This window comes from Alphaproteobacteria bacterium LSUCC0396 (assembly GCA_041228345.1).
Taxonomy (GTDB): Bacteria; Pseudomonadota; Alphaproteobacteria; order Puniceispirillales; family Puniceispirillaceae; genus UBA3439.
The window spans coordinates 1,312,960-1,339,621 of the sequence record CP166131.1; the positions used below are offsets into that span (position 1 = coordinate 1,312,960).

Annotated in this window: 25 protein-coding genes; 13 read left to right on the forward strand and 12 right to left on the reverse strand. The window is 53.8% G+C overall.

The annotated features are described in order from the left end of the window. Positions 1 to 127 precede the first annotated feature (127 nt). The 3 genes from AB8881_06310 (at position 128) to AB8881_06320 (ending at position 2,178) form a co-directional block, all read left to right on the forward strand. The gene (locus tag AB8881_06310; GenBank protein ID XDZ62171.1) at positions 128 to 889 is read left to right on the forward strand and encodes a ComF family protein; all 762 of its coding nucleotides are present in this window, start codon (positions 128 to 130) and stop codon (positions 887 to 889) included. 144 nt (positions 890 to 1,033) lie between these two features. After that, on the forward strand, positions 1,034 to 1,297 hold the full coding sequence (grxC, locus tag AB8881_06315) for a glutaredoxin 3 (GenBank protein ID XDZ62172.1): 264 nt from the start codon (positions 1,034 to 1,036) through the stop codon (positions 1,295 to 1,297). 53 nt (positions 1,298 to 1,350) lie between these two features. After that, positions 1,351 to 2,178 (forward strand): carbon-nitrogen hydrolase family protein, encoded by an 828-nt coding sequence (locus AB8881_06320; GenBank protein XDZ62173.1) that lies wholly within the window; start codon positions 1,351 to 1,353, stop codon positions 2,176 to 2,178. Between the two features lie 20 nt (positions 2,179 to 2,198). Here AB8881_06320 and AB8881_06325 read toward each other — a convergent pair whose 3' ends face one another. From AB8881_06325 to AB8881_06345, 5 genes are all read right to left on the reverse strand, one after another. After that, on the reverse strand, positions 2,199 to 3,155 hold the full coding sequence (locus AB8881_06325; GenBank protein XDZ62174.1) for an acetyl-CoA carboxylase carboxyltransferase subunit alpha: 957 nt from the start codon (positions 3,153 to 3,155) through the stop codon (positions 2,199 to 2,201). 115 nt (positions 3,156 to 3,270) lie between these two features. Beyond that, positions 3,271 to 4,218, reverse strand: a complete 948-nt coding sequence (locus AB8881_06330; protein ID XDZ62175.1) for a tyrosine recombinase — start codon at positions 4,216 to 4,218, stop codon at positions 3,271 to 3,273. Beyond that, the gene (locus AB8881_06335) at positions 4,202 to 6,349 is read right to left on the reverse strand and encodes a hypothetical protein (protein XDZ62176.1); all 2,148 of its coding nucleotides are present in this window, start codon (positions 6,347 to 6,349) and stop codon (positions 4,202 to 4,204) included. The genes AB8881_06330 and AB8881_06335 overlap by 17 nt, the downstream gene beginning before the upstream one ends. Before the next feature lie 73 nt (positions 6,350 to 6,422). Next, positions 6,423 to 6,560 carry a hypothetical protein gene (locus tag AB8881_06340; GenBank protein XDZ62177.1) on the reverse strand — a complete coding sequence of 46 codons (138 nt, stop codon included), beginning with the start codon at positions 6,558 to 6,560 and terminating at the stop codon, positions 6,423 to 6,425. Further along, complete coding sequence (locus tag AB8881_06345) at positions 6,557 to 6,736, reverse strand: hypothetical protein (protein ID XDZ62178.1); 180 nt, start codon at positions 6,734 to 6,736, stop codon at positions 6,557 to 6,559. Before AB8881_06345 ends, AB8881_06340 begins: the two co-directional genes overlap by 4 nt. 211 nt (positions 6,737 to 6,947) lie before the next feature. Here AB8881_06345 and AB8881_06350 point away from each other — a divergent pair, with 211 nt between their 5' ends. From AB8881_06350 to AB8881_06365, 4 genes are read left to right on the forward strand one after another with little or no spacing between them, the layout of a single operon-like run. Further along, positions 6,948 to 7,556 (forward strand): shikimate kinase, encoded by a 609-nt coding sequence (locus AB8881_06350; protein ID XDZ62179.1) that lies wholly within the window; start codon positions 6,948 to 6,950, stop codon positions 7,554 to 7,556. Positions 7,557 to 7,567: 11 nt separating this feature from the next. Next, positions 7,568 to 8,683: a 3-dehydroquinate synthase gene (gene aroB / locus AB8881_06355; GenBank protein ID XDZ62180.1), complete on the forward strand. Its 1,116-nt coding sequence runs from the start codon at positions 7,568 to 7,570 to the stop codon at positions 8,681 to 8,683. Then, positions 8,673 to 9,932, forward strand: coding sequence for an HlyC/CorC family transporter (locus tag AB8881_06360; GenBank protein ID XDZ62181.1), 1,260 nt, complete (start codon positions 8,673 to 8,675; stop codon positions 9,930 to 9,932). Before aroB ends, AB8881_06360 begins: the two co-directional genes overlap by 11 nt. Positions 9,933 to 9,950: 18 nt before the next feature. Continuing rightward, positions 9,951 to 10,550, forward strand: a complete 600-nt coding sequence (locus AB8881_06365) for a DUF2889 domain-containing protein (GenBank protein ID XDZ62182.1) — start codon at positions 9,951 to 9,953, stop codon at positions 10,548 to 10,550. A 68-nt stretch (positions 10,551 to 10,618) separates the two neighbouring features. On the opposite strand, the gene AB8881_06370 is transcribed toward AB8881_06365, so the two are convergent. Beyond that, a complete protein-coding gene (locus AB8881_06370; protein XDZ62183.1) occupies positions 10,619 to 10,876 on the reverse strand; it encodes a BolA family protein in 258 nt (85 codons plus the stop codon). 65 nt (positions 10,877 to 10,941) lie between these two features. Between AB8881_06370 and AB8881_06375 the strand changes: the two genes are divergently transcribed. From AB8881_06375 to cobT, 3 genes are all read left to right on the forward strand, one after another. Next, complete coding sequence (locus AB8881_06375; protein ID XDZ62184.1) at positions 10,942 to 11,517, forward strand: DnaJ domain-containing protein; 576 nt, start codon at positions 10,942 to 10,944, stop codon at positions 11,515 to 11,517. Between the two features lie 35 nt (positions 11,518 to 11,552). After that, a complete protein-coding gene (gene cobS, locus AB8881_06380; GenBank protein ID XDZ62185.1) occupies positions 11,553 to 12,560 on the forward strand; it encodes a cobaltochelatase subunit CobS in 1,008 nt (335 codons plus the stop codon). A 72-nt stretch (positions 12,561 to 12,632) separates the two neighbouring features. Continuing rightward, positions 12,633 to 14,483, forward strand: a complete 1,851-nt coding sequence (gene cobT, locus AB8881_06385; protein XDZ62186.1) for a cobaltochelatase subunit CobT — start codon at positions 12,633 to 12,635, stop codon at positions 14,481 to 14,483. Between the two features lie 131 nt (positions 14,484 to 14,614). Here cobT and rpmB read toward each other — a convergent pair whose 3' ends face one another. Beyond that, complete coding sequence (rpmB, locus tag AB8881_06390; GenBank protein ID XDZ62187.1) at positions 14,615 to 14,902, reverse strand: 50S ribosomal protein L28; 288 nt, start codon at positions 14,900 to 14,902, stop codon at positions 14,615 to 14,617. A 337-nt stretch (positions 14,903 to 15,239) separates the two neighbouring features. Between rpmB and AB8881_06395 the strand changes: the two genes are divergently transcribed. After that, positions 15,240 to 15,578, forward strand: coding sequence for a ribbon-helix-helix domain-containing protein (locus tag AB8881_06395; protein XDZ62188.1), 339 nt, complete (start codon positions 15,240 to 15,242; stop codon positions 15,576 to 15,578). On the opposite strand, the gene AB8881_06400 is transcribed toward AB8881_06395, so the two are convergent. Beyond that, on the reverse strand, positions 15,544 to 16,656 hold the full coding sequence (locus AB8881_06400) for a quinone-dependent dihydroorotate dehydrogenase (GenBank protein XDZ62189.1): 1,113 nt from the start codon (positions 16,654 to 16,656) through the stop codon (positions 15,544 to 15,546). The two genes, AB8881_06395 and AB8881_06400, sit on opposite strands and share 35 nt — an antisense overlap. Continuing rightward, positions 16,656 to 18,296, reverse strand: coding sequence for a lysine--tRNA ligase (locus tag AB8881_06405; GenBank protein ID XDZ62190.1), 1,641 nt, complete (start codon positions 18,294 to 18,296; stop codon positions 16,656 to 16,658). Before AB8881_06405 ends, AB8881_06400 begins: the two co-directional genes overlap by 1 nt. Positions 18,297 to 18,517: 221 nt before the next feature. Here AB8881_06405 and AB8881_06410 point away from each other — a divergent pair, with 221 nt between their 5' ends. After that, entirely contained in the window at positions 18,518 to 21,328 is a 2,811-nt protein-coding gene (locus AB8881_06410) for an ATP-dependent DNA helicase (protein ID XDZ62191.1), read from the forward strand. An 87-nt stretch (positions 21,329 to 21,415) separates the two neighbouring features. On the opposite strand, the gene groL is transcribed toward AB8881_06410, so the two are convergent. Next, a complete protein-coding gene (gene groL, locus AB8881_06415) occupies positions 21,416 to 23,074 on the reverse strand; it encodes a chaperonin GroEL (protein ID XDZ62192.1) in 1,659 nt (552 codons plus the stop codon). A gap of 59 nt (positions 23,075 to 23,133) precedes the next feature. Then, a complete protein-coding gene (groES, locus tag AB8881_06420; GenBank protein ID XDZ62193.1) occupies positions 23,134 to 23,421 on the reverse strand; it encodes a co-chaperone GroES in 288 nt (95 codons plus the stop codon). Positions 23,422 to 23,689: 268 nt separating this feature from the next. Between groES and AB8881_06425 the strand changes: the two genes are divergently transcribed. Continuing rightward, on the forward strand, positions 23,690 to 24,754 hold the full coding sequence (locus AB8881_06425) for a COX15/CtaA family protein (protein XDZ62194.1): 1,065 nt from the start codon (positions 23,690 to 23,692) through the stop codon (positions 24,752 to 24,754). A 6-nt stretch (positions 24,755 to 24,760) separates the two neighbouring features. Here the strand turns inward: AB8881_06425 and aspS are convergent, their stop codons facing one another. After that, complete coding sequence (gene aspS, locus AB8881_06430) at positions 24,761 to 26,533, reverse strand: aspartate--tRNA ligase (GenBank protein ID XDZ62195.1); 1,773 nt, start codon at positions 26,531 to 26,533, stop codon at positions 24,761 to 24,763. Positions 26,534 to 26,662: the final 129 nt, after the last annotated feature.

Genomic DNA, 26,662 nt, shown 5'->3' on the forward strand with positions numbered 1-26,662 from the left:
CGCTGGGCGCAAAACCGCAAGCGCTAAATAACCGCAAGATTGACCATAGGGGCGTGAACAGCTTTACCAATTCTTTACCATTTGCCAGCTAGGCTGAAGGTCAAAGCGTTTCATATGGAGGCCGCTGATGCCCTTTCGACAATGGTCCCAAAGCCCCGGTTTCGTCCGGCGGTATTCGGCGGCGATGCTTGATCTTTTATTGCCGCAACAATGCCCGTTATGCAGGCGGTTTTGCTTTGATAACGGTCTCTGCGCTGAGTGCTGGAGGGAACTGGTTTTCATCACCCCGCCATTATGCGGCTGCTGTGGGCGGCCGCTTGGCTATGCCATTGGTGATCACCTGTGCGGTGCCTGTCTGCAAACGGCGCCGCCGTTAACTGAAATCCGCAGTTGCTTTGTCTGTAATGACCAGTCACGAAAATTAATTCTGAAATTCAAACATGGTGATGCGTTACATCTGACCCCGCTTTTTAGCCGGTTTCTAAAGATGCATTTCACCACGTTAGCACAGGCCAATCATCTGGTTGTGCCCATCCCTTTGCACGCAAGGCGATATTGGCACCGGCGCTATAATCAGGCGGCCGAGATGGCACGGATGCTGTGTTGGCATCATGACCAAGATGCGTTTTGCCCGGATATATTAAAACGGCCAAAATCAGGGCCATCCCAAGCAGGCCTTTCCCGTCACCAACGCCAGCGCAATCTGGCCGGCGCCTTTTCTGTGCCAACGGCCAAGCGTGACCGCCTAGCGGGGCAACTGGTGCTGTTGATTGATGATGTAATGACCACTGGTGCCACCCTCTATGAAGCGGCGCGAACATTACGGCGGGCCGGCGCTGGGCAAATTCGCGCTCTGGTGCTGGAGCGTGTTCTACGAGATAGCCTATAACCGTGATACCCCCTCTTTCAGGCGCTATTTTTTAACAATAGAACACTATGAAATGCACCGCATTTTGCGGTATAATATGGCTGTTTCAAAATCCAAATTACCAGATTGCTGCACCCGATCAAGGCGGCGTCCCGTGAGGTGAAAATGGCAAAAGTTGAAATCTATACGGCAATGGCCTGTCCATTTTGCAGCCGCGCGGTGAAATTGCTGAACGCAAAGAATATCGTCTTTGAAGAAATTGACGTGACGTTAAGCTCGGCCAAACGTCAGGCGATGCAAAGCCGCGCCAATGGCAGAACATCAGTGCCGCAGATATTCATCAATGATGACCATATCGGGGGCTGCGATGATCTGTTCGCGCTAGATCAGGCCGGCCATCTTGACCAGCTGCTCGCAGCCGCGTCCTAGCCCGCCATGGTGCCAGCAATCATGTTTAGCCCCGATTATGTCTAGCCCCAATTATGTTTAGTGTTGCCGCAGTTCAATATTGCTCGAGCGACAGCGCCGAAGAAACATTGACGCGCATCCGTCCATTGATTGTTGCCGCCGCACAGCAGGCCAGATTTATCACCCTACCAGAATGCGCCAGCTATCTTGCCGCCAGCCGTGAACAATTAGCGACCCATGCCGAATGGGAAGATGACAGCTATAGCCAGCGATGGCTGGCTGATACGGCAAAACAGCTTGGCATCTGGCTGTTGGCCGGATCGTTAATGATGCGCCGACGCGATGACAAACGATTGGTCAATCGCGGCCTGTTATTCGGACCGGACGGCAGACAAATCACCAGCTATGACAAAATTCATATGTTTGACGCCAATGTTGGTGATGGCAAAACCTATGAGGAATCGGCCAGTTTTACCGCTGGCAACTCGCCGGTCATTGCGATGATTGACGATATGCCTGTTGGCCTAAGCATTTGCTATGATCTGCGGTTTCCGCATCTTTACCGACAGCTTGCCCGTGACGGCGCCAAGCTGTTAATGGTGCCAGCGGCTTTTACCGCTGTTAGTGGCAGGGCGCATTGGCACGTTCTATTGCGCGCCCGGGCGATTGAAACTGGCTGTTTTATCATTGCCCCGGCCCAATTTGGCACGCATGCCGATGGGCGGCAGACCTATGGGCATTCGTTGATCGTCAACCCATGGGGCGAGATTATTGTCGAGGCTGATGACGGCGATGCAGTAATCGCCGCAATGCTTGATATCGATGAGGTTGATAGGGCGCGTCGGGCAATCCCGTCACTGCAAACCAATCCTGTGATCGGGACAACCCGTCTAATCAAATAGACATTGCCCTCCGAAAAGGATCAATCAAGGCCGTTATCGCCAATCCGCATATATTTATCGTTACGATCCGCGATTAGCGCGGCCGCATCCATGCCAGCCATTGACGAAAGCTGCGCGGCAAACGCATCGCCAAGCGCGTCAATCGCCACCACCGGATCACGATGCGCCCCGCCAAGCGGCTCGGTCACGACCGCGTCAACAACCCCAAGCTTATGCATCCAGTCGGATGTGATGCGCATCGCCTCGGCGGCCTCACGCGCATGATCCGCACTGCGCCATAGAATTGACGCGCACCCTTCGGGGGAAATAACGCAATAGATTGCATGTTCATACATCACAACCCGGTTCCCAGTTGCCAGCGCAATCGCACCGCCCGAACCGCCCTCGCCAATAATTGCCGCAACCATCGGCGTCGGCAATTTCAAACAGGCGCGGATGGCACTGGCAATCGCCTCGGCCTGACCGCGTTCTTCAGCACCGCGCCCGGGATAGGCACCGGCAGTGTCAACAAAGCTCAGCACCGGCAGACCATAACGGCCGGCCAGATCCATCAGCCGCGCCGCCTTGCGGTACCCCTCGGGTCGCGCCATGCCAAAATTGCGCTTAATCCGTTCTTCGGTATTGGTGCCTTTTTCGGTGCCGATAACCATAACCGACTGACCCCGAAACCGCGCCATTCCACCAATAATAGCATGGTCTTCGGAAAAGTTACGATCGCCGGCAAGCGGCGTGAAATCGTCAAAAAGCTGATCAAAAATCGTGCGGATTTTTGGCCGGTCAGGGTGGCGTGCAACCTGCACTTTTTCCCATGCGCCAAGCTTTTCATAAGTTTGTTTTAATTCCCGCTCGATACGGCTCTGCAATTTGCCAATTTCATCGGCAATATTGATGCTGCCATCGTTACTCATATGGCGAAGCTCTTCTACCTTTCCCTCGAGATTGGCAATCGGCTTTTCAAAATCAAGAAAATGTCTCATTCAGGAATCATTCCATTCTTTATTTGGCCACTTTGTATTTGGCCACTCTAAATCCGCCAGATGCGCATTTCGAATTGCCGTACGGGTTCGGCGTGATTTTTAAAACTGGCGTAGTTTACCGATCTTGACGGCGACTGGCAAGCGGATGCGCCGTTGACACCAATCCGGCCAGCCGGTCGGGGCGGCTAGCGGTATAGATTTGTGTTGTTGAAATATCAGCATGGCCAAGCAGGCTCTGCAAACTTCGAAGGTCGGCGCCCCGATTTAACATATGCGTCGCAAAGGAGTGGCGCAGCTTATGCGGGCTTACCCGCGCCGCCTCGATACCCGCCGCCAGCGCCAGTTTCTTTAGCATCTGGGCAAATTGATGCCGGGTCATGGCCGTGCCATCATTGGCCGGAAACATCATGTCGGAAAGCACAAAAACATCAGTCTCATCACGGCATTCAAGCCAACGTGCCGCCGCCGCCCGCGCCGTATCGCCAAGCGGTACCACGCGTTCCCGCCCCCCTTTACCGGTTACCAAAATGGTTTCAGGGTTGCGCCGAAACTGCGCCACCAGCAAGCCAACCAGTTCCGAAACCCGCAATCCGGTTGCATAAAGAATTTCCAGCATAGCAAGTGCCCGCAAGGCCGCCAGATCAGGCGTCATCGCCGCCGCCGCCTCAAGCAGCCGGATAATTTCACCCTCGCTAAGGCTTTTTGGCAGCGCGGCAGGCAGGGACGGATTGTCAATCCAGCGGGTCGGGTTATCCGCCCTGATGCCATCCTCGACCGCCCATCCCATAAATTGCCGCAAGGCGCTAAGCCGGCGCGCGACCGACCGCGGGGATAGCGCGCGCTGATGCCACCAAACGATTAGCTTTCGCAACGCATCTGCGTCACAGGTTGCAAGATCGCTATCGATGCGCTGAAGGCCGGTCTGGCAATCCATTAAATCCCGCCGATACGCCGCCAGCGTATTTCCCGACGCCGCGCGCATGGCCGAGATTGCCTGCAAGAAGCCGTCGATTAACGGGTCGCCATTGGCGGCGGTTTTACCAGTCCTAGCTTTGCGTGCCATCCGGTACCATTGCAGCAAGCTGCTGCAGCAGATGTGCGACGACAATCTCTTGTGCAAAGCCCTTGGCGACTTCATTTTGACCAATCATATCAAGCGCCCGAATGACCGCTGCAAGATCAGCCGGATTAACTTTATCAAGCGGCAAATCGTGCAACAGCCACTGTGCCAGCAAGATTGTTTCAGCAACATGACGGCTTTCCGCCGCCGCCATAACCGCCTTTAGTAACAATGGTGGCAATCCGATAAAGGCCTGTTTAGGCTCGGGCTCACCCTTGACCAGATCAAGCCATGCCTGATCTTCGATGGCCACGCCGGTCGCCTCGAGAACTGGCAGCATATGCCACAGTTTCAGGCCGCCGATTGCCGCCGCATCAACCGCACCATCAGACAGGCCACGCAATAATTCAGCCACCTTGAGCGCATCGCCATTGCCGGCAAAAGCGGTTAGAGTTGAGGTGTCTCTTGGCTGATTTATCGCCAGCATAAACGCCATTTTTGGCGCAACATCCAAATCGTCGAACCGCATATTTGCAGCCACCGCCTCGTCGGCAAGCGCGTTCCGCACCAGCTCGGCATATAGCGGCAGCAGAACAGCGCCGTTACCGGCAGCAATCTCGGCCTTGAACGCCTTTGCGACCAGCGCCAAACGGTCAGATCGCGTATCCGCATCAAGCGCGCGCCATGCCAACGCCGTGGTCAGTGCATCGGCCCTTTCATCCAGACGCGCCAATGCCAGTTGCGCATCATCCGCGCCCTGTCCGGCATTGCGCCATAATTTACCGGCTTGGCGATGCGTAATTAACCCACGACGCAACCCGTCATAGGTTGAAACCATGCGTGCATCCGGCCCCAAAAACTTTAACTTCATGATGGTTTCGGCCATCTGCTTTGGCAAAACAGCCAACCCCTCCAGCGGGATCGGCCGGTTCGCCACATCCATCAGCACAATATGCGCCGAGTCCAATTTTGCCGGATCAATCACATTCGCCGGAGACTTGTTCAGAACCTCGTCCACCAGACCAAAGAAAATGGGATCATCAACACCGTTTGCCGCCAGAATATCAGCGCCAAATCTTGCCCCAACAACATTGCCCTGAACCGCCTGACAGATCACATTTGACTTGTGCCAGAACGGATCCATCGTTTGCGTGACCTGACGGCTGACAATTTCACAAGCAGCAACATCATCACGAACCATCAGATAATGCTCGGTCAACCAACGCCGCCAGTCGGCCCATTTATCTGCCTCGGGAAGCTGGGAAACAAGCAAGGCAAGGTCGCCAGACCGGCCACCATTTGCCAGAAAAGCCAACCGTGCCTCAACCAGATCGGCCGCAACATTATTCGCCCCGCTTGGCGGGATTGATTGCCGCGCCACGACCTCATAAGCAAGCCCACTGATCACCTGTGAATGGCTGGCAACCGCTGCCTTTTGCAGCAAAAACACTGCATCACGCGCCGATGTGCCGCGCCAAATCAAGCTGTCGAGCTGGCGATTGCCGGTATTGCCAACACCGATTGCAGCAAGCCCGACATCAGAAATTTTCCGGCGGCCAATTTTCGCACTGCCATAAGGATCATTTACCACTGAGAGGTCGCTATTCGGCGACGGGTCGGTTTCCCCAACCGATGCCGGTATATCGGTCTTTAAATCATCGGTCGCCTCGTTTTGGGCACGGTTTAGAGCGTCATTTTCTTGTTCGCTCTGATCCGGTATCAGATCTCGCAATTTACCATTATAAGCATCCGCGCGACCAATAATCGCCGGTTTTGCACCCCCCTTATTAAGGTCGGTACTTGAGGCATTATTTGGCGACATTGCGAGGTTAGATCCTTCCCCGGCATCACTGGGCTGTTTAGCCCCTTCGCGTTGGTCTAGGCCTTCAGCGTTCACGGCCTGATCAACGGCTTGATCGATACTGATCGGGGTATCTGTTCCGGGTGTGGGGGGTATCGACAGTAAATTAACCGGCTCGTTCTGCTGCGCGGCGGCTGGTGTAGCTACCAAGGTTACGGCCAGCGTCATGGCCAAAGGGATCGCCGGTGTCCAGATGAGGGATAAACCCAGCCAGCCGGCTGTCAACATGCCGAGGCCGCGCATATTTTTTGCGCGCATCTCTTTTGCGGGCATTGGCGCCGCGCTCAAATTAGTATGAAAAAAAGACCCCGGCCCGGATAAATGGCGCGAATATGGGGAATTTGACTTATTTTGGAAGCGTTTCATTCGAAATAACCTTGTTAATAGCAACCGTCGGGGCGGGAATTTGCCAATTCGACAAAACAACAAGACCGACCGCGGTTAGGCCAGTCAAAACAAAAAACAAAACTGCAAATCGTGTCATTTCATCCCCATATTTTCTGGCTGGCCTGTCATTTTGGCCCCGCCCATTTTGATCACGCCCATTTTGATCACGCCCATTTTGGTCACGCCACTAATTTGGACCACACCACTAATTTGGATCATTGCGTATCGTCCCGATAGCGCCCAGTACCTGATGTTAAGCGGCGTTGATGCCATGATTAATACAACCATTGGCTGATTTGGCCCGTCGCCTATACTGGTTTTAGAAACCAAGCTTCAGAAACAAGGTATTTATGACAATATTATGTCGGCAATTAGGCAAAGTCACAAGCCACCTCATATTTTCGTTCGGCTTTTCATCAAATCTTGACTGATCAGACTGCTTATTTTATTCCCCTTGGCCTGTTGCATTGTTATGATAGCCGGCATGGAACCAACGCCAAAACCATCGGTTAATCAAGGACACCAAAAGCCCAGCCCCGCGGCCAAACTCGGCAATAGCGTTGCTGCCCGACTTGACCGACCTGTGGCACTTGTTGGCCTTATGGGAAGCGGCAAATCAGCAGTTGGTCGGCGCACGGCCAAAATGCTTGGACTAAATTTCGAGGATAGTGACAAGCATATCGTCAAAAATACCGGCATCAGCATCGCTGAAATTTTTGAGCTGGCAGGCGAGACAAAATTCCGTGAAATGGAGTTAAAAACGATCAGGGCTTTATTGTCAGTCCGTCCGCAGATCGTCGCCACTGGCGGCGGCGCCTTTTGTCACGGTATGACTGCAAAATTGCTGTTAGAGACTGCATTAGTGGTATGGTTAAAGGCACCACCCGAAACATTGTTATCACGGATTGGCAACACCAAATCGCGGCCTTTGCTGCATAATGACAACCCGCTGGCAACCTTGACACGACTGAACCAGCAGCGTTCACCCTATTATGAAAAGGCACATATCCATCTGGATACTGACGGTTTATCAACACATAAGGCGATGATGGCGCTGCTGCACGCGCTTGACAGTCATCTGCCAAGACAGTAGGTCACTGGAATATGCAACAGAAAACACTAACCGTGGGTCTTGGCGATCGCGCCTATGACATCATCATCGGCGCTGATCTGATTGATCGTGCTGGCAATATGCTTGGCCCGATTGCGGCCAATCGCCATATTGTCATTGTCAGCGACAAAACCGTTGCGGCGCTTCATCTTGACCGGCTGACAGCCGGGCTAAAACCCGCCGCGCGTCAAATTGATCATTTTGAAATCGCCGCCGGTGAGGCCAGTAAATCCATGCAGGTGCTAGCACGTCTGCTTGATGATATTCTGGCAGTCGGAATTGACCGGTCAGTAATGCTGATTGCCTTTGGCGGCGGCGTTGTTGGCGATCTTGCCGGCTTTGCCGCGGCAAGCCTGTTACGCGGCGTCGATTTTGTACAGATTCCAACCAGCCTGCTAGCCCAGGTCGATAGTTCAGTTGGCGGTAAAACCGGCGTCAATGCGGCAGCGGGCAAAAACCTGATTGGCGCCTTTTATCAACCAAAGGCCGTGCTTGCCGATACTAGCCTTCTGGCCAGTTTGCCGCCGCGAGAGCTGCGCGCGGGCTATGCCGAAGTGGTGAAATACGGGCTGTTGGGCGACGCCAAATTTTTTGACTGGCTAGAGATCAATAATGCGGCAGTGCTGGCACTAGACCCTGATGCAATCATGCACGCCATCTACACTTCCTGCCTTGCCAAAGCGCGGATTGTTGAGGCTGACGAGCGCGAGTCTGGTAAACGTGCTTTACTCAATCTCGGGCATACATTCGCCCATGCCTTTGAGGCCGAAGCTGGCTATAATGGCAGCTTGCTTCACGGCGAAGCCGTTGCCGCTGGCATGGGGTTAGCGTTTGAGCTGTCGGCTGATCTGGGATTTTGCACAGCTGCTGATGTGGCAAAATGCAAGGCGCATTTGCACGCCGTTGGACTGCCTGCGGGTCAGGCTGATCTTAGTGCGGGCAATGCCCCAGCATCGCAATTGATTGACCATATGAAACATGACAAGAAAATGCGCGACGGCCGGATGTATTTCATTCTTGCCCGCGCGATCGGTGACGCATTCGTAAGCGGCGACGTGCCGCCAGATGCGGTTAAAACGCTGCTGCAACGAGGTGAAAATGGCGTCTAGCCTGTGGCTTTTAGCCCTCATTATCATCCTGTTGATCCTCGCATCGGCATTTTTTTCCAGCGCCGAAACGGCACTGACCGCGGCATCAGACGCCCGCATGCGCCAGCTTGCCAGCAAAGGCAATGATCGGGCCCGTATCGTCGAGGCGTTGCGCGCCGACCGTGAAGGCCTGATCGGCTCGATTCTGATTGGCAATAATGCCGTCAATGTTCTTGGCTCGGCATTGGCGACAAGCATTGCGATCTCGCTGTTTGGCGAAGGCGGCCTTGTCTGGGCAACCATTGCCATGACCGTTTTATTGGTCGTGTTTGCCGAGGTGATGCCAAAAACCTATGCCTTTACCTATGCCGATCAATATGCGTTGAAGATTGCGCCGGCCCTGCAATTGGTCGTGCGGCTGTTAAGCCCGCTTTCGCTTGGCCTGCGGCTGCTTGCCAGCCAGATGATCCGGCCGCGGCTGGACGATGATCATGACCGTGAAGAAGAATTGCGCGGATTGATTGAATTACAGGGCAGTAACGGTAATGCCGATGACCGCGAACGCAAGGCAATGTTGTCATCGATCCTTGATCTGAACGAATTGTCAGTGGATCAGATCATGACCCATCGTGGCACCGTAAGCATGGTTAATGCTGACGATAATATCGAGGATATTTTGCGTTTTGTGCTTGGCTCGCCGCATACCCGCCATCCGGTTTTTTCCGGCAAGCCTGACAATATTATCGGCGTTCTGCACGTCAAAGATTTGCTGCGCGCGTTGCGTGAAACCGAAACCGGCAGCAAGAAAGCGAATTTACCGCAACTGGTGCAGAATATCGCCAGTGATGCTTATTTCATTCCCGAAACCACTTTGCTGTTCGACCAGTTGCAGGCGTTTCGCACACGGCGTGAACATTTTGCCGTCGTTGTTGATGAATATGGTGATTTTCGCGGCATCGTCACCTTGGAAGATATTCTTGAGGAAATCGTTGGCGATATTGATGATGAACATGATATCGGGCTGGCCGGTCTTAGCGCACAGGCCGATGGGTCGTGGCTTGTTGACGGCAATGTGACAATTCGCGATTTGAACCGTACGCTTGGCTGGCATCTTCCCGATGAGGATGCCTCAACTCTGGCCGGATTGGTGCTTTTTGAAAGCCGCACAATCCCCAGCCCGGGACAGGAATTCCGGTTCCATGATATCCGCTTTCGTATTGTGAAACGCGAAGGCAACCGCCTGACAAGCCTGCGCCTATGGGCAAGCTAAAATCAATGAAAGATCAAGATGATGAGCCGAGCTAACCCACAAGCAAATCCCGCAATTCACACGCCTTACGGCGCGGATCATTCAACCGAATTAAGCCCGCCGGCGGTCGAGCGCGAGCTGGTTCATCAACGCCAGATCACGCTAAATGGCTATGTGCGCAATGATGGGCTGTTTGATATCGAGGCCGCGCTGACCGATCATAAAACCTATCCGTTTCCCAGTGATTTTCGCGGCGAGGTTACGCCTGATTTGCCGGTTCACCATATGATCCTGCGCATCACCATTACCAAGGAACGCGTCATCACCGCGGCCGAGGCCATCACGGTAACCGGCCCTTATGCGGTTTGCCCCAAGGCCAATGAAGTGTTTCACGAGCTTGTTGGGCTGAAGATTGGCCCGGGATGGCGGCGTCAGGTTCAAGCAGCAATCGGCGGACGGCACGGCTGTACGCATATTACCGAATTGCTGGGCCCTGTTGCGACCATCGCCTATCAGACAATGTATGGGCAAGAGGCGCGTGAACGGCGCACCGGCGCAACATTCACCGATGCCGACAAGCAGCGCGAGCGCAGTCACCTGCTGAATAGTTGCGTTGGCTATGCCGATGACCGCGAATAGCCGGTATTAATAGCGGAACACGGCGAAACACGGGCTTGGGCGGCAAAAGTTTTTAAGAGACGGCTGGCCTAGTCGCTTAGATGCATTTCGAGCGCATGAATGCTGTTGGCAAGATCGTCAGCCAGCACTGCATTAACCATCCGGTGCCGCTGTAGACGGGATTTGCCAGCAAAGGCCGCAGCCTTGATGGTAACCTCAAAATGCGTGCCGCCACCCTCGCGCCAGCCAGCGTGACCTGCGTGCTTATGACTGACATCCTGCACGTCAATTTCCTGCGGATTTAACCCGGCGGTCAATTTTTGCGCTATAGTATCTGCCGTTGCCATGTGCTATCTCCATGTTGGGGGGCTACGTTTGCTTGTAAAGACACTGATTTTAAGTGGATCATAGGATGAGACGCGCCACCGTACCAGAGTTTAAGATTGATCAGCGGCAAAATGATAGCGAGCCGCGGCGCTGTGCGGCTATTGGCTGCCGCGATGAGGGCGTTTATCCGGCGCCAAAATCGCGCGATGCACTGCGCGATTACATCTGGTTCTGCCTTGACCATATCCGCGCTTATAATAAATCATGGAACTATTATGACGGGCTTCAGGGCGCCGCACTTGAAGCTGAAATCCGGCGCGCGACAACTTGGGAGCGGCCAAGCTGGAAATTTGCCACCGGCCAGCCAAGCGAAAATCATTTCGATGACCCGTTGGGATTGTTTGATTTCGACAATCGGGACGAGGCAAAATCGAGGCGTAAATTAACCGCTGAAGAACGTGCCGCATGGAAAACCTTAAACTTGGCACCGATCGAGGATTTTGATATTGTCAAAAAACAGTATAAGCGTCTGGTAAAGGAAAACCACCCTGATAAAAATGGGGGTGACGCACATGCCGAAGAACGGCTAAAAGATATTAACCTTGCCTATTCATTACTTCGGAAAACACTTGCCAATGGTGGCAAATCTGCCGCCAGCTAAACCTGAAATTTGCTTAATGTGGAGTTCTAACTGTTATGTCTGATAACGCGAAATTTGCGCCGACCCCAGCCCATCCTATGTCGGCGCCCGACATTACGGTCAATGCCAGAGATGTTTTTGGTATTGATGTCGATATGGAAGTTCCGGCTTTTAGCGAAGGCTCTGACTATGTGCCGGGTCTCGATCCGAACTATCAATTCGACACTGACACCACAATCGCTATTTTGGCAGGCTTTGGCTTTAACCGCCGGGTGATGATCCAAGGCTATCACGGCACCGGCAAATCGACCCATATCGAACAGGTTGCCGCACGGCTGAACTGGCCGTGTATCCGGGTCAATCTTGACAGCCATATCAGCCGGATTGATCTCATCGGCAAGGACGCAATTGTGCTGCGCGATGGTAAACAGGTTACCGAATTCCGTGAAGGCATTCTGCCATGGGCATTGCAGAACCCCGTCGCACTGGTATTTGATGAATATGACGCTGGCCGCGCCGATGTGATGTTTGTGATCCAGCGCGTTCTTGAGGTAGATGGCAAGCTGACCCTGCTGGATAGCAACAAGGTAATCCATCCACATCCACATTTCCGGCTTTTTGCAACTGCTAATACCGTTGGCCTTGGCGACACAACAGGCCTTTACCATGGCACCCAGCAGATCAACCAAGGCCAGATGGACCGCTGGTCAATCGTTTCTACATTGAATTATCTGCCACATGCGGACGAGGTCAATATTGTGACTGCGAAACTGCCACAATATGCCGACAAAAAAGGCAGTGAGCAGGTGGCCGCGATGGTTCGCATGGCTGACCTCACCCGAAAAGGCTTTATGTCAGGTGACCTATCAACCGTTATGTCACCACGTACAGTGATTACATGGGCGGAAAACACCAGCATCTTTGGCGATATGACATTGGCATTCCGGCTGAGCTTTTTGAACAAATGTGACGAAATCGAGCGGCCAACTGTTGCTGAATATTATCAGCGTTGTTTTGGCATTGATTTGCCCGAAGCACCAATCCGGCAAGCCACTGCCAGCTAGGGTTGATCTGCCCATAACCGCAGCAAAGAGGCCAGCCTTAACGCCGCCAAACAGCCACGGGAACAAAAGTATATGTCGTCATTTGACAAGGATGCACAATTTCTGAAATCAAACGCCGCAGCGATGCGGGCACTTGCTGGTGGCAAAGAACATCAGGTCACCTATGCTGGCACTGATACTCATGTTGGCAAGGATGATGTGCGGCTTCCGGCATTACCGCCAACCGCCACCGCTGCGCAAAAGGCCAGCCTTCGCGGGGCCGCGGATGGGGCCGCGCTATGGCTCGCCCATCACAACCCGATGACCCATAAAAAACATTGTCCGGCACCCGACGGCGCCAAGGCGATTTTCGAATCGGCTGAACGTGCCCGGGTCGAGGCGATTGGCGCGCGTCACATGAAGGGTGTTGGCGCGAATTTGGATGCCGCGCTAAATCAGCGTTATGAAAACCGGCAGATTGACGCACCGGGCAGCGCCGATGATGCCGGCATTGCCGAAGTTGTAAGGCTGTTACTGCGCGAAGAGCTGACCGGATCGCCGCCGCCGAAAAACCTTTCAATGGTGATGGATTTATGGCGGCCTTGGGTCAAGAGCCGGGCTGGCGACCTGATTGACGAGCTTGGCCAGTCGCTGGATGACCAGCCTGCCTTTGCCGAATTATCGCGCCGCCTGATTGGGGCGCTTGAGTCTGATCTTGGCGATGCGACCTCTGATGAGGATCAGGATTCGGACAATGAAGATGATCAGGACGAAGGCGGCGACAGCCAGTCCGAACAGGATGGCGAGCAATCTGCGGTTGGCGAAGATCAAAGCGAGGGCAATGACAGCCAGTCAATGGATGATGCTGGTGATGCCGGCGCGTCCGAAGATGGTGAGATGATGGATTCCGAAGGCGCCGATGATGGCAGCAGTGACGGCGAGTCTCCCAATTCCGATATGCAGGGCTATCAAAGCAAAAGTGGTGCGGCAACTGATGGTTACCGCATTTTTGAAACAAAGTTTGATGAGGTGATTGCCGCTACGGACCTTTGTGATGCGCAGGAACTTGACCGGCTTCGCGTGATGCTTGACCGGCATATGGAAAACGTCACCTCGATCGTTGGTAAGCTGGCAAACCGTTTGCAGCGGAAATTGATGGCGCACCAGAATCGCTCATGGGATTTTGATTTAGAAGAGGGCATGCTGGATGCAGCCAAGCTGCACCGCGTGGTCACCCAGCCATTAAGCCCGCTATCTTACAAGCAAGAACAAGACACAAAATTCCGCGATACGGTGGTGACACTCCTGCTGGATAATTCAGGATCAATGCGCGGCCGCCCAATTACCATTGCGGCCGTGACAGCTGATATTCTGGCGCGCACGCTGGAACGTTGCGGGGTAAAGGTTGAAATCCTGGGCTTTACCACCCGTGCGTGGAAAGGTGGTCAATCACGCGAATTATGGCAACAGGCCGGCAAGCCACCAATGCCCGGCCGTTTGAACGACCTACGGCATATCATATACAAGCCAGCCGATGTGCCATGGCGGCGGGCGCGCAAATCGCTTGGCCTGATGCTGCGTGAGGGCATCCTAAAAGAGAATATTGATGGAGAAGCGCTGCTATGGGCGCATGACCGGCTGCTGGCCCGCCATGAAGACCGGCGCATCATGCTGGTAATTTCGGATGGGGCGCCGGTTGATGATTCGACCCTATCAGTCAATAGCGGCAGCTATCTTGAAAAGCATCTGCGCGAAGTCATCGGCTATATTGAAGGACGCTCGCCAGTTGAATTGCTGGCCATTGGCATCGGCCATGACGTTACCCGCTATTACCGGCGAGCTGTCACCATCACCGATGTTGATCAGCTTGGCGGCGCCGTTGTTGGGCAATTGACCGATCTGTTTGACGAGGATGCCAATAAACGTAGTCGCCGCGTGGCCTGATTGCGCTTGATGATTGCACCTAACGATTACGCTTAATGATTTTTAGCTACCCAAATATCCCCAGATCAGAATTTCAGACAAAAAAACCCCGCAATAGGTTTGCGGGGCTAACCAGCTATTTAAACTGAATGTTATTCGCTAGCCTGTGCTGCGGTAATCTCACGCTTAAGCTCTTGGGCTTCAACGGCCAACTCGGCATTGCGTGCCTGCAGCAAATAGGCGTCAAGGCCACCATGCTTTTCTACTGTGCGCATAGCGCTTGTTGACACGCGCAGGCTAAACTGACGGCCAAGAATTTCGCTTTGCATACGGGTAGATTGCAGATTCGGCAGGAAACGACGGCGCGTGCGATTGTTCGCATGGCTGACGTTATTGCCAGACATCACAGTCTTTCCAGAAATTTGACAACGTTTTGCCATAACTAAGGCTCCATAATCAGCAGGCACAAAGGCACCGCGTTAGAAATTGATGGCTGGGTATAGGCCAGTATGGGGTCAAGGTCAAGCTCGAAAACCGGCTTTTGCCCTATCCAGCTTTGTCATGCCCAGCCAGCTATAGCCGTTGGCCGCCAGATCATATGCGCCAGGTGATATGCTTCGGCGGGATGGACAACCCTGTTAAGCCTTTTGGTTAATCCAAATAGAGTAATCCAAATAGACTATACGCCACGGGTTGATTGCTTTGACGTGGTTTGCGGCGGCGATTGGTGCGCGTCACCGTTCACGTCACTGATCAAAAGCAAGGGAACGCAAAAGGGTGAAGGTCAAACAAAACATAAAATTGGTGAACGTACGAACGTCGATTGTTTTAGAGGCCGCAATCTGGGACACAATTGGCGAAATTCTTGATCGAGAGAATCTCGACCTTAATAGTTTTTGCCAAATGGTCGATAAACGCCGTCGGGGGTATGACCTTACCTCGGCGATACTGGTCGTTGTTGTGATCTATTTTCGTAGTTGGGCTAACAACTGGCAATTCTCAGAGCTAGCCAGACCGGCGCACAACCAGTTTAACGCCCCCGATGCCGAACTGCCGCCAACACCGCTATTACCCAACGTCCTTAAATCTTTTCACAAAGGGCTTTCGCATATTTGATGGCAGCAACAGGATCAGCAATCTGGCCCTTAATCTGGTCGGGTGCTCCAACCCCGTCAGCATCCATCATCGCGGCAAGCTGGCGCAATATCTGGCCAGGCAAGTGCGGCCCTTCTAGGGCCAAGCCGCTGTAGAGCTGAACCAGATCAGCACCGACAAGGATTTTTGCATAAGCCTGCCAGCCATGCGCAACACCGCCAGCACCGATCAGCCCAAGCCGCCAGTTACTTAGGCGGCTGACATCAGCAAGGATCGCTGTCGCCGCCTCAAACAGGGGCGCCCCCGACAGGCCACCAACCTCATCAGCATAGGCACCATCGAGATATTCAGGCCGCGCCAGCGTCGTATTCGTGGCAATGATACCGCTGACACCAGCCTCGACACAGCTTTCAACAATCGCCGCCAGATCACCCGGATGAAGATCAGGCGCAATCTTCAAAAAGATTGGCTTGGCTGGCAACGCCGGATCAAGCCCTGCATCATCAAGCCCGGAACGCCCTGCCGCCAGCAAATCAGCAAGATGCTGCTTGGTCTGCAAATTACGCAATCCGGGCGTATTCGGCGATGAAATATTCAGCGTAATATAATCAGCATAGCGTGCCAGCCTTGCCACCGCGTGATGGTAATCATCAATCGGTGCGGGGCTGGTTTTATTTGCGCCAACATTAACCCCTAAAATACCTGTACGGGCCGCCGCCATCTGTTGCAGATTTTGCGCGGCGGCTTCCATGCCGTGGCTATTAAATCCATAGCGATTGATCACGGCCTTATGTTTTGGCAGTCGGAACACGCGCGGTTTTGGATTCCCGGGCTGGGGCTTTGGGGTGATAGTGCCCACCTCAACATGGCCAAAACCAAGCTGCATTGCGCCGTTAAAACAGGCCGCATTCTTATCAAAGCCTGCCGCCAGCCCCAGCGGATTGGCAAAATCGAGGCCAGCCACTGAAACCTTGAGGCTTGCCGTGGCTGTCAACGGGGCTGGACGCGGCCCCAGATTATGATGAAGCGTAATAACTGCTGCCCGATGTGCAGCCTCGGCTGGCAGGCATTTTGCCACTTTTGCCAGCAGCCCCCACATTAGCCACGATCCGCCGGTTGAACAAGCTTTCCAGCCAGCGCGTCCTCGATCAATTGGATGCTTTTTTCACGGCCATAAAGCGCAAAGAAAGAGCCCATTCGCGGCCCCTCAGATTGGCCGAGAAGCACCTCATAAAGACATTTGAACCATTCGCGTAAATTCTCGTAATTTGCCGCCTTGCCAGTGGCATATACAATCGACTGAATTGCCTCGGCGCCAGTATCATCATCCAGCGTGGCAAGTTGGGATTTCAGCGCGGTAAGATGGCCAGCCTCATCCGCATCGGCAAGCCGGTAAACCTTATGAGGACGCACCATATCCTGATAATAATTGACCGCATAGCCAATCATCCGGTCCAGTTCGGGATGGGTTTGCGCGGTGACATCACTGGCGTAATCGCTGACATAGGCCCAGACGATTTGCGGATCTTCAGCATGACAAACCGCCGCCAAATTTAACAGCAAGGTAAAGCTAACCGGCAGACCTGTCTGGCTTGGCACCCCGCTATGAATATGCCACAGCGGATTTTCCAGCTGTTCGGCATCACTCTGTTCGGGCAATTTGCCAAGATGCTGGTAATATTCATCAACCGTCTTTGGAATCACGTCAAAATGCAGCCGCTTGGCGCGCTTTGGCTGGCTATACATAAACAGCGACAACGATTCAGGGCTGCCATAGCGCAACCAATCTTCAACCGACAGGCCATTGCCTTTCGATTTGGAGATTTTTTCGCCATTCACATCAAGGAATAATTCATAGGAAATGCCGGCTGGCGGGGTGCCGCCCAAAGCCCGGGTAATCTTGCCCGACTGGGTTACCGAATCAATCAAATCCTTGCCACTCATTTCATAATCAACACCTAGCGCAAACCAGCGCATCGCCCAGTCACATTTCCACTGTAATTTGGTTTGACCACCAGTGATGCCGATTTCACGTTCGGCGCCACTATCGGGGTCAATATAGGTGATTGTGCCAGCGCTGACATTGCGATCAATGACCTTGGCCTGCAGCACTTTACCGGTATCGGGGCAGATCGGGAAAAACGGGCTGTAGGTTGCCTGACGTTCGGGCCCAAGAGTTGGCAGCATGATATCCATAATGGCGTCATACCGGTCCAAAACCTGCAGCAAGGCGGTATCAAATTTGCCGGCACAATAGCAATCAGTCGAACTCATGAATTCATAATCGAAACCGAACGAATCGAGAAACGCCTGCAAACGCAGGTTATTATGCTGGCCAAACGAAGGCGCCGTCCCAAACGGATCTTTGACCTTGGTCAGCGGCATATGGAGATAGGCCGCCAGCATGTCGTGATTGGGCACATTGTCAGGTATTTTGCGAAACCCGTCCATATCATCGGAAAAACAGATCAGACGGGTTTTCTGGCCGGTCAGCGTTTCATAGGCATGCCGTACCATGCTCGTGCGGACGACCTCACCAAAAGTGCCAATATGCGGCAAGCCTGATGGTCCATAGCCGGTTTCAAACAGCACTTCATCTTTACTGCCCTGACCATTTTTACCCCTTGAGCTAGCCAGCTTTTCCATACGGCTAGCAAGGGCACGAGCTTCGGCAAAGGGCCACGCCTTGGCATCGGTTGCAATCTCTTGCATTTTCGCGATTAGGTCACTCATCATCATGCTTTCTCACATCATGGGGCAGGTCGCTGGCTACGTATCATCCTGTGATAACCTCAAACCCAGCAGCACCGCGTCAAATGCCGACAAGCTAGGGCGAGCAGCGATCAAGGTCAAGGGGCAAGCACCACCTGCAAGTGGTTGGCAATAAAGCCAGCATTTAGTTTGCCCAAAGCGATGCGCAAAGCTGGCATGGCCGGCAGCGGCAAGCTATAACAACGGTGATGCATGATCCAAATTCCATATCACTTCCCGATCTTCATGGTGTGCCGGTATTCTATCCGCATGGTACCCAGCTCATCTGGATTAGTCAGAATGGCGAAATCACCCACCCCAACCGGTCGGCGCTTGCTGCTGAGCTGGCTTTGGGGGTGGTGCTATTATGTCACCGCCGCTGGAGCGCCGCGCGCGCAGGTGTCGAAATTGATCATTACCTAGATGTGATGGAACTTTTTGCCTTTGTCCGGCCGGCACGATTTGCCCTGCCAACACCGGCAGGACTTGCCCAGCAATTAGGCCTGGCACGTCCCCAAAATGGTGAGGACATGGCGGCGTTGTTGCCGCAAATCGCCTTTCGCCTGCTTGACGATCTGGCCGCAGCCCCCGATGACGCCCACCAGGAAGCCGGCAGGATTGCCACCATGATGACCGCTGGTGGCTGGAATTGGGGGCCTTATATTCTGGCGCATTTGGGACTGCCAATGCCGCCAGCAGGCCCACCCGACAGCCGCCTTGCGATGATCTGGAACCGGCTTGCTGATTATACTGATTATACCCCTCAAGCCGAACCCGGCACCCAGCCAGTGCTTCCCGATGCAGCACGTCAGCGCCTTGCTGAAATGCTTGGCAGCAATTCTGAATTACGCGAACCGCAGGCGGATTATGCTGCCGCCGTCGCCGCCAGTTTTGACCGGCCTGATGCAGGGCCAGCCCCGGCGATGGTGCTGGCCGAGGCCGGTACGGGAACCGGCAAAACGCTGGGTTATCTTGCGCCCGCAACATTATGGGCCGAAAAAAATGGCGGTACTGTCTGGATTTCGACCTACACGCGCACGCTGCAACATCAAATCGCCGATGAATTAACACGGCTTTATCCCGACGCCAATACGCGCGCATCAAAGGTGGTAATCCGCAAAGGCCGCGAAAATTATCTGTGCCTGCTGAACCTTGAAGAAGCGCTGATGCAGATGCCCGGACGACCGCGCAATGCCACCGCATTGGGGCTAATGGCGCGCTGGGCAGAGGCAAGCCGCGATGGTGATCTGACTGGCGCCAGCTTTCCAGCATGGTTGCTGGATTTACTGGGGCGGGCACAAACGATCGGGCTTGCTGACAGACGCGGCGAATGTATTCATGCAGCCTGCACGCATTACAATCGCTGCTTTGTCGAAAAATCAATTCGCGGGGCCAAACGTGCTGATATTGTTGTTACTAATCATGCGTTGGTGATGGTGCAGGCAGCCTATGCCGGCAAGGATGACCGGCGCACACCAACGCGTTATGTGTTCGATGAGGGGCATCATGTTTTTGATGCTGCCGATAGTGCCTTTTCTGCCTATTTAAGCGGACGTGAAGCAGCAGAATTGCGGCATTGGGTTCGGGGCGGTGAAGATGGACGGCGCGGGCGCGCCCGTGGGTTAAAACGGCGGCTGGAAGATATTGTCGCCGGTGATGATCGCGCACTGGCCGATATCGAGGCCGCGTTGGAGGCGGCGCGCGCGCTACCCGGACAAGGCTGGGAAAATCGGCTATCATCTGCCCAGCCCCTTGGTGCTGGTGAAACATTTTTCATGCATCTTCGCGCCGCGATTTATCTTCGGGTGAGTGACCCCGACAGTCTTTATGATCTGCAAAGCGAGCTTTATCCGGCACCGGATAATGTTGTTGCTGCCGCGCGCGATTTCGCCGCTGCATTAGCGGCACTTGCGGCGCCCCTGACGCAGCTGGTTAAGTGGCTGGTCAAATATCTTGATGATAATGCCGATCAACTGGACAGCATCCAGCGCGCGCGAATTGAAGGGGCTATCCGCGGATTGGAATTGCGGGCAGGTGGCCCGCTTGGCGCATGGCAGACCATGCTTGCTGATGTTGGTGGCGGTGCGCGTGACGGATTTGTTGATTGGATGCAAATTGACCGTCTTGACGGGCAGGATCGTGATGTTGGGCTTGCGCGGCACTGGCTTGATCCGACAATTCCATTTGCGCACAGCGTTCTTGATACAGCGCACGGGGTCACCATCACATCGGCAACCTTGCAAGATCATGCCGCTCCGCGGCAATCATCAGACTCTGTATCCAGCGCTGATAACTCTATCCAGCCCGTCGCGCCAGCCGGTAAGCCGCCACATGATGGCTGGCAATCAGCCATTGCCCTGACAGGTGCGGCACATATGGATCATGCCGCGATGCGGGTTAGTTTTTCATCGCCATTTGATTACGCCAATCAAACCCGCATTCTGGTGGTCAATGATCTCGACCGTGACCGCCCCGAAGCCACCGCAAGCGCGATGGCAGCATTAATGATTGCAGCTGGCGGCGGCGGTCTTGGGCTGTTTACAGCAATCCGGCGGCTGTGCGCTGTTTATCCAGCATTGGCGAGCCGCTTGGAGACCGCAGGGCTGCCGCTTTATGCCCAGCATATTGATCAAATGAACCTGCAAACGCTGCTGGCAATGTTCCGCGAAGACCCGGCAAGCTGTCTGCTTGGCACGGATGCGGTGCGCGATGGTATTGATGTGCCCGGAGCGGCATTACGGCTGATTGTATTTGACCGGATGCCGTGGCCGCGAAGTGATATTCTATTTTCCGCCCGGGCAAAATGGCAGGGGCGTGAAGCCTGGACCGAGCGGCAAACACGCCTAAAGCTTCGGCAGGCGTTCGGCCGCCTGATCCGGCGCAACGATGATCGTGGCGTATTTGTGATGCTGGATAGCCGCCTGCCAACCCGCATGACAACAGCCTTTCCCCCTGATGTGGATGTGCAGCGTATCGGGCTTGCCGAGGCGATTGCCCAAACTAAAGATTTTCTTGGCTAAGTCACAGATAGGCACGCTAATAAGAAAAGCCAGAGAATGCTTACACCCTCCGGCTTTATTGTTTCGTGATGGGATGGAGGCTGTGGCTTAGAAGCCCATACCGCCCATACCGCCCATGCCGCCCATGCCGCCCATATCAGGGGCACCAGCGCCGGCATCTTTCGGCTCAGCCTTTTCTGCAACCATGGCTTCGGTGGTGATCAGCAGGCCAGCAACAGACGCTGCGTTCTGCAATGCTGAACGAACCACCTTAGTTGGGTCGATGACACCAGCTTTGATCATGTCGGTGAACTCATTGTTCTTTGCGTCATAACCGACATTATCATCTTTGCCTTCCAGCAGTTTGCCAACCACCACAGCACCTTCAGCACCAGCATTCTGAGCAATGTAGCGAGCTGGGGCGAGCAAAGCGCGACGGATGATGTCGATACCGACTTCCTGGTCACGGTTTGATGGTTTCAACTTGGCAAGAACACTGGTCGAACGAACAAGAGCAACACCGCCGCCAGGGACAATGCCTTCCTCTACAGCCGCACGTGTTGCGTGCATCGCATCATCAACACGGTCCTTGCGCTCTTTTACTTCAACTTCGGTTGCGCCGCCAACTTTGATCACGGCAACACCGCCAGCCAGTTTGGCAAGACGCTCCTGCAGCTTTTCACGGTCATAATCTGATGTTGATTCTTCAGCCTGCGCACGAATTTGGTTGCAGCGAGCCTCGATTTCGGTCTTTGCACCAGAACCATCGACGATGGTTGTTTCGTCCTTGGTGATCTCGACACGCTTGGCGCTACCAAGCATATCAAGGGTCAGGCTATCAAGTGCGATACCAACTTCTTCAGACACAACAGTGCCGTTTGTCAGGATTGCGATATCTTCCAGCATAGCCTTACGGCGATCGCCGAAACCAGGGGCCTTAACCGCAGCCACTTTCAAGCCGCCGCGAAGACGGTTAACAACCAGCGTTGCCAATGCTTCGCCTTCGATGTCTTCGGCAATGATCAGCAATGGACGACCAGACTGAACAACCTTTTCCAGAATTGGCAGCATGTCCTGGAGGTTAGACAACTTCTTTTCATGCAGAAGGATGTATGGCTCTTCCAGAGTTGCCCGCATCTTTTCCGCATCAGTGACAAAATATGGTGACAGATAACCACGGTCAAACTGCATGCCCTCAACAACATCAAGCTCGGTTGCCAGGCTCTTGGCTTCTTCAACAGTGATGACACCTTCATTGCCAACACGCTCCATAGCTTCAGCGATCATCTTGCCGATTTCTTCTTCGCCATTGGCTGAAATAGTGCCAACCTGTGCGACTTCGTCAGATGTCGAGATTTTCTTTGAGCGTGCGACCAGTGACTCGACCACAGCCTCAACAGCCATGTCGATACCGCGCTTCAGGTCCATCGGATTCATGCCTGATGCAACAGCTTTTGCGCCTTCCTGAGCGATGCATTGTGCCAGCACAGTTGCCGTTGTTGTGCCATCACCAGCAACATCATTTGCCTTTGACGCAACTTCACGCACCATCTGTGCGCCCATATTTTGGAACTTGTCTTTCAGTTCGATATCTTTAGCAACAGTCACACCATCTTTGGTGATGCGCGGTGCGCCAAATGATTTCTCGAGAACAACGTTACGACCCTTTGGGCCAAGCGTTACCTTTACGGCATTTGCCAGGATATCAACGCCTTCAAGCATCCGTGTTCTGGCGTCTGAGCCGAATTTGACTTCTTTAGCAGCCATGTTTCAATTTCCTTTGTTTATATTGTTGGGTGGTTGAATTCTGATAAACCGGTGGCGGTTTACTCAATCACACCCATGATGTCTGATTCCTTCATGATCAAATATTCCTGACCATCGATCTTGACTTCGGTGCCTGACCATTTACCGAATAAAACGGTATCGCCAGCTTTGACGTCAAGCGGTTGGACCTTGCCGGTTTCATCACGCGCACCAGCGCCAACGGCAATCACTTTGCCTTCCATTGGCTTTTCTTTGGCAGTGTCGGGGATGATAATCCCACCAGCAGTTTTCTGTTCTGATTCAATGCGCTGTACAACAACGCGGTCGTGAAGAGGCCTGAATTTCATGCCTAGTTTCTCCTCCAAAAAAGTCGGTTACCTGTCGGTTAGCACTCATCGACCGAGAGTGCCAAACTGACGCTTTTGGTAATTGGGATATGCGCAATGATTTGTCAAGGGAGCGGAATCAAAATAATTAAAAATCTGCTCGGCGACTGCCCCTGCGGCAAAGCGCCAATTTGCAGTCCCCTTGCGCCTTGCTATAGAAACATTCACATGAACCGTCCGACGCCAATTATTGCCGTCGGTCAACATCACATATCAGAAGGCCCGTCTAATGACCGTAGAAACGCCAAGCTGGATTTCACGCAACGCCACCCCCGCGAGCAATCAGACCGTCGCCAAATGGCTGTTTGGCATGACATTGCTCGTGGCGATGATGGTGGTAATTGGCGGGGTTACGCGGCTAACTGGATCGGGCCTGTCGATGGTGGAATGGCGGCCACTGATGGGCACCTTGCCGCCGCTCACCACCACCGAGTGGGACCGCGTTTATCAGCTCTATCGCGAATCGCCTGAATACCAGCAATTGAATTACGGCATGACGCTGGCAGCCTTCAAAAACATTTTCTTCTGGGAATATTTTCACCGGCTTTGGGGGCGGCTATTGGGCGTGGCCTTTGGCCTGCCTTTCCTGTTTTTTCTGCTAATGGGGCGCATCCCGCACGGCTATGGGTTACGCCTTGGGCTGTTGTTATTGCTGGGCGGGTTTCAAGGGGTCGTCGGCTGGTGGATGGTAAAATCCGGCCTGACTCAAGATGCCAGCGTGTCACAATATCGGCTCGCAACGCATCTTGGCGTCGCGTTGGTGATTTTCAGCCTGTTAATCTGGACTGCATTTGACCTGCGCGACGGGCGATCAAAAGGGCCAGCCGGTCATGCATTGGCCAGTCTGGTTTTGCTTGGTGTGACAATTCTTGCCGGAGCGCTTGTCGCGGGGATGGATGCCGGCCTGCTCTATAATCATTACCCCTTGATGGGTAACGGGCTGGTGCCGGTCGAATATGGCGATCATGGCCTTATGGATCCATTTGACAATCCGGCATCGGCGCAGTTCCATCATCGGTGGATTGCGGCGCTTACCTTTGGCGCGGTTGTTGTGCTGGGGTTAAAGGCACGAAAAGGCCAGATGAAACGCCGTGCAAACCTAGTGCTGGCAGCCGTATCATTGCAATTTATTCTCGGCATCGTCACCCTGTTACAAGGGGTGCCGGTCTCGCTTGGCGGTATGCATCAGGCTGGCGCAGTTGTTCTGCTTGGTTGTTTGCTGGCTCTGATCCATGGCAACGGTAAGCCCGCGTTAAATCGCCAAAACAATCTGCCCGACAACGCCCAAGCCTAGTCGCCACTAATCCTTTTTCTTGATCTGTGGCACGCGCCGGATATGCAGTTCGGCAAGGGCGCTTTCATCCACCTCGGACGGTGCTGCCATCATCAGATCTTCGGCTTTGCCGTTCATCGGGAACAAGATCACCTCGCGGATGTTCGGCTCGTCGGCAATCAGCATGACCATACGGTCAATACCGGGGGCGATACCGCCATGCGGCGGCGCGCCAAACCGAAACGCATTGATCATCGCCGGGAATTTTTCATCAACTGTGCTGTTTGGATAACCGGCAATCTCAAAGGCCTTATACATCACCTCTGGAAGATGGTTCCGGATCGCCCCTGACGATAATTCAACACCGTTACAAACAAGGTCATACTGCCATGCTTTAACGGTCAGCGGATCTTGTTCTTCCAGCGCTTTCATGCCGCCTTGCGGCATCGAAAACGGGTTATGCGAGAAATCGATTTTGCCGGTCACCGGATCGGCCTCGAACATTGGAAAATCGACAATCCAGGCAAAGCGAAACAAATTGCGGTCGATCAAATCCTGATCCTGACCAATTTTTACCCGGGCGCGTCCAGCGAGGCTTGCCGCTTCATCAGCCGGCGCGCAGGCAAAAAACACCGCATCACCATCGCCAACACCGGCGGCAATCCGAATTGCCTCGGCGTTTTCAGCACCAAGCGCTTTTGCCACAGGCCCACGTGCTTCACCTTCTCCATAGATAATATAGCCCATACCGGGTGCTCCTTCGCCCTGTGCCCAGCTATTCATCCGGTCAGCGATTGCACGGCTGCCACATTTTGGCCCGGGAACCGCCCGAACAACGGCGCCCTTTTCGATATTCTTGGCGAAAATCGCAAAATCCGATCCACGGAAAATATCAGTCACGTCGCAAACCTCGAATGGGATCCGCAGATCAGGCTTGTCATTGCCATATTTCAGCATCGAGTCGGCATAGGGGATATGCACAAAATCTGTATCAACAATCTTGCCAGAAAACTCTTCAAACACGCCTTTTATGACCGGCTCGACCGCGGCAAATACGTCCTGCTGTTCGACAAAGCTCATCTCAAGGTCAAGCTGATAAAACTCGCCCGGGCTACGGTCGGCGCGGCTATCCTCATCACGGAAACAAGGCGCAATCTGGAAATAGCGGTCAAAGCCACTGACCATGATCAGCTGTTTAAATTGCTGCGGTGCTTGCGGCAATGCATAGAATTTGCCTGGATGCAGACGTGCCGGCACCAAAAAGTCGCGCGCACCCTCTGGCGAGGAGGCTGTCAAAATTGGTGTTTGAAACTCGGTAAAGCCTTGTGCCACCATCCGCGCCCGAATTGACTGGATGATTTTTGCCCGCAACATGATATTGGCATGTGGCCGGCTGCGACGCAGGTCAAGATAGCGATAGCGAAGTCGCGTTTCTTCGCCCGAATCTTCATCTGAATTGACCTGAAGCGGCAATGTGTCAGCGGCCGACTGCACCTCGAACGCCTCGATGCGAACTTCGATTTGTCCGGTTGGCAAATTGGCATTAATGGTCTCGTCGCTGCGCTTTAGCACGGTGCCAGTAATGGTCACAACCGACTCAAGCCGCGTTGCCTCAACCAGCACAAAACTTGCGTCAGATGCATCCGCAACACATTGCGTCAGACCGTAATGGTCGCGAAGGTCGACAAAGACCAGCTGCCCATGATCACGCTTGCGGTTAATCCAGCCGGATAATCTGACCTGCTGGCCAACATTGGCTTCGGACAATTCGGCGCAATTGTGGGATCGATAGGCGTGCATGATGTTAAGGCTCCACTATGAATGACCATTGCTGGCCAATGATATCCGACAACCGGACCGACAGCCGCAAAACAACAGCCATCAAAAACGCGGCGAGTATGCAAAGATTGCGCCCGTGACGCAACCAGC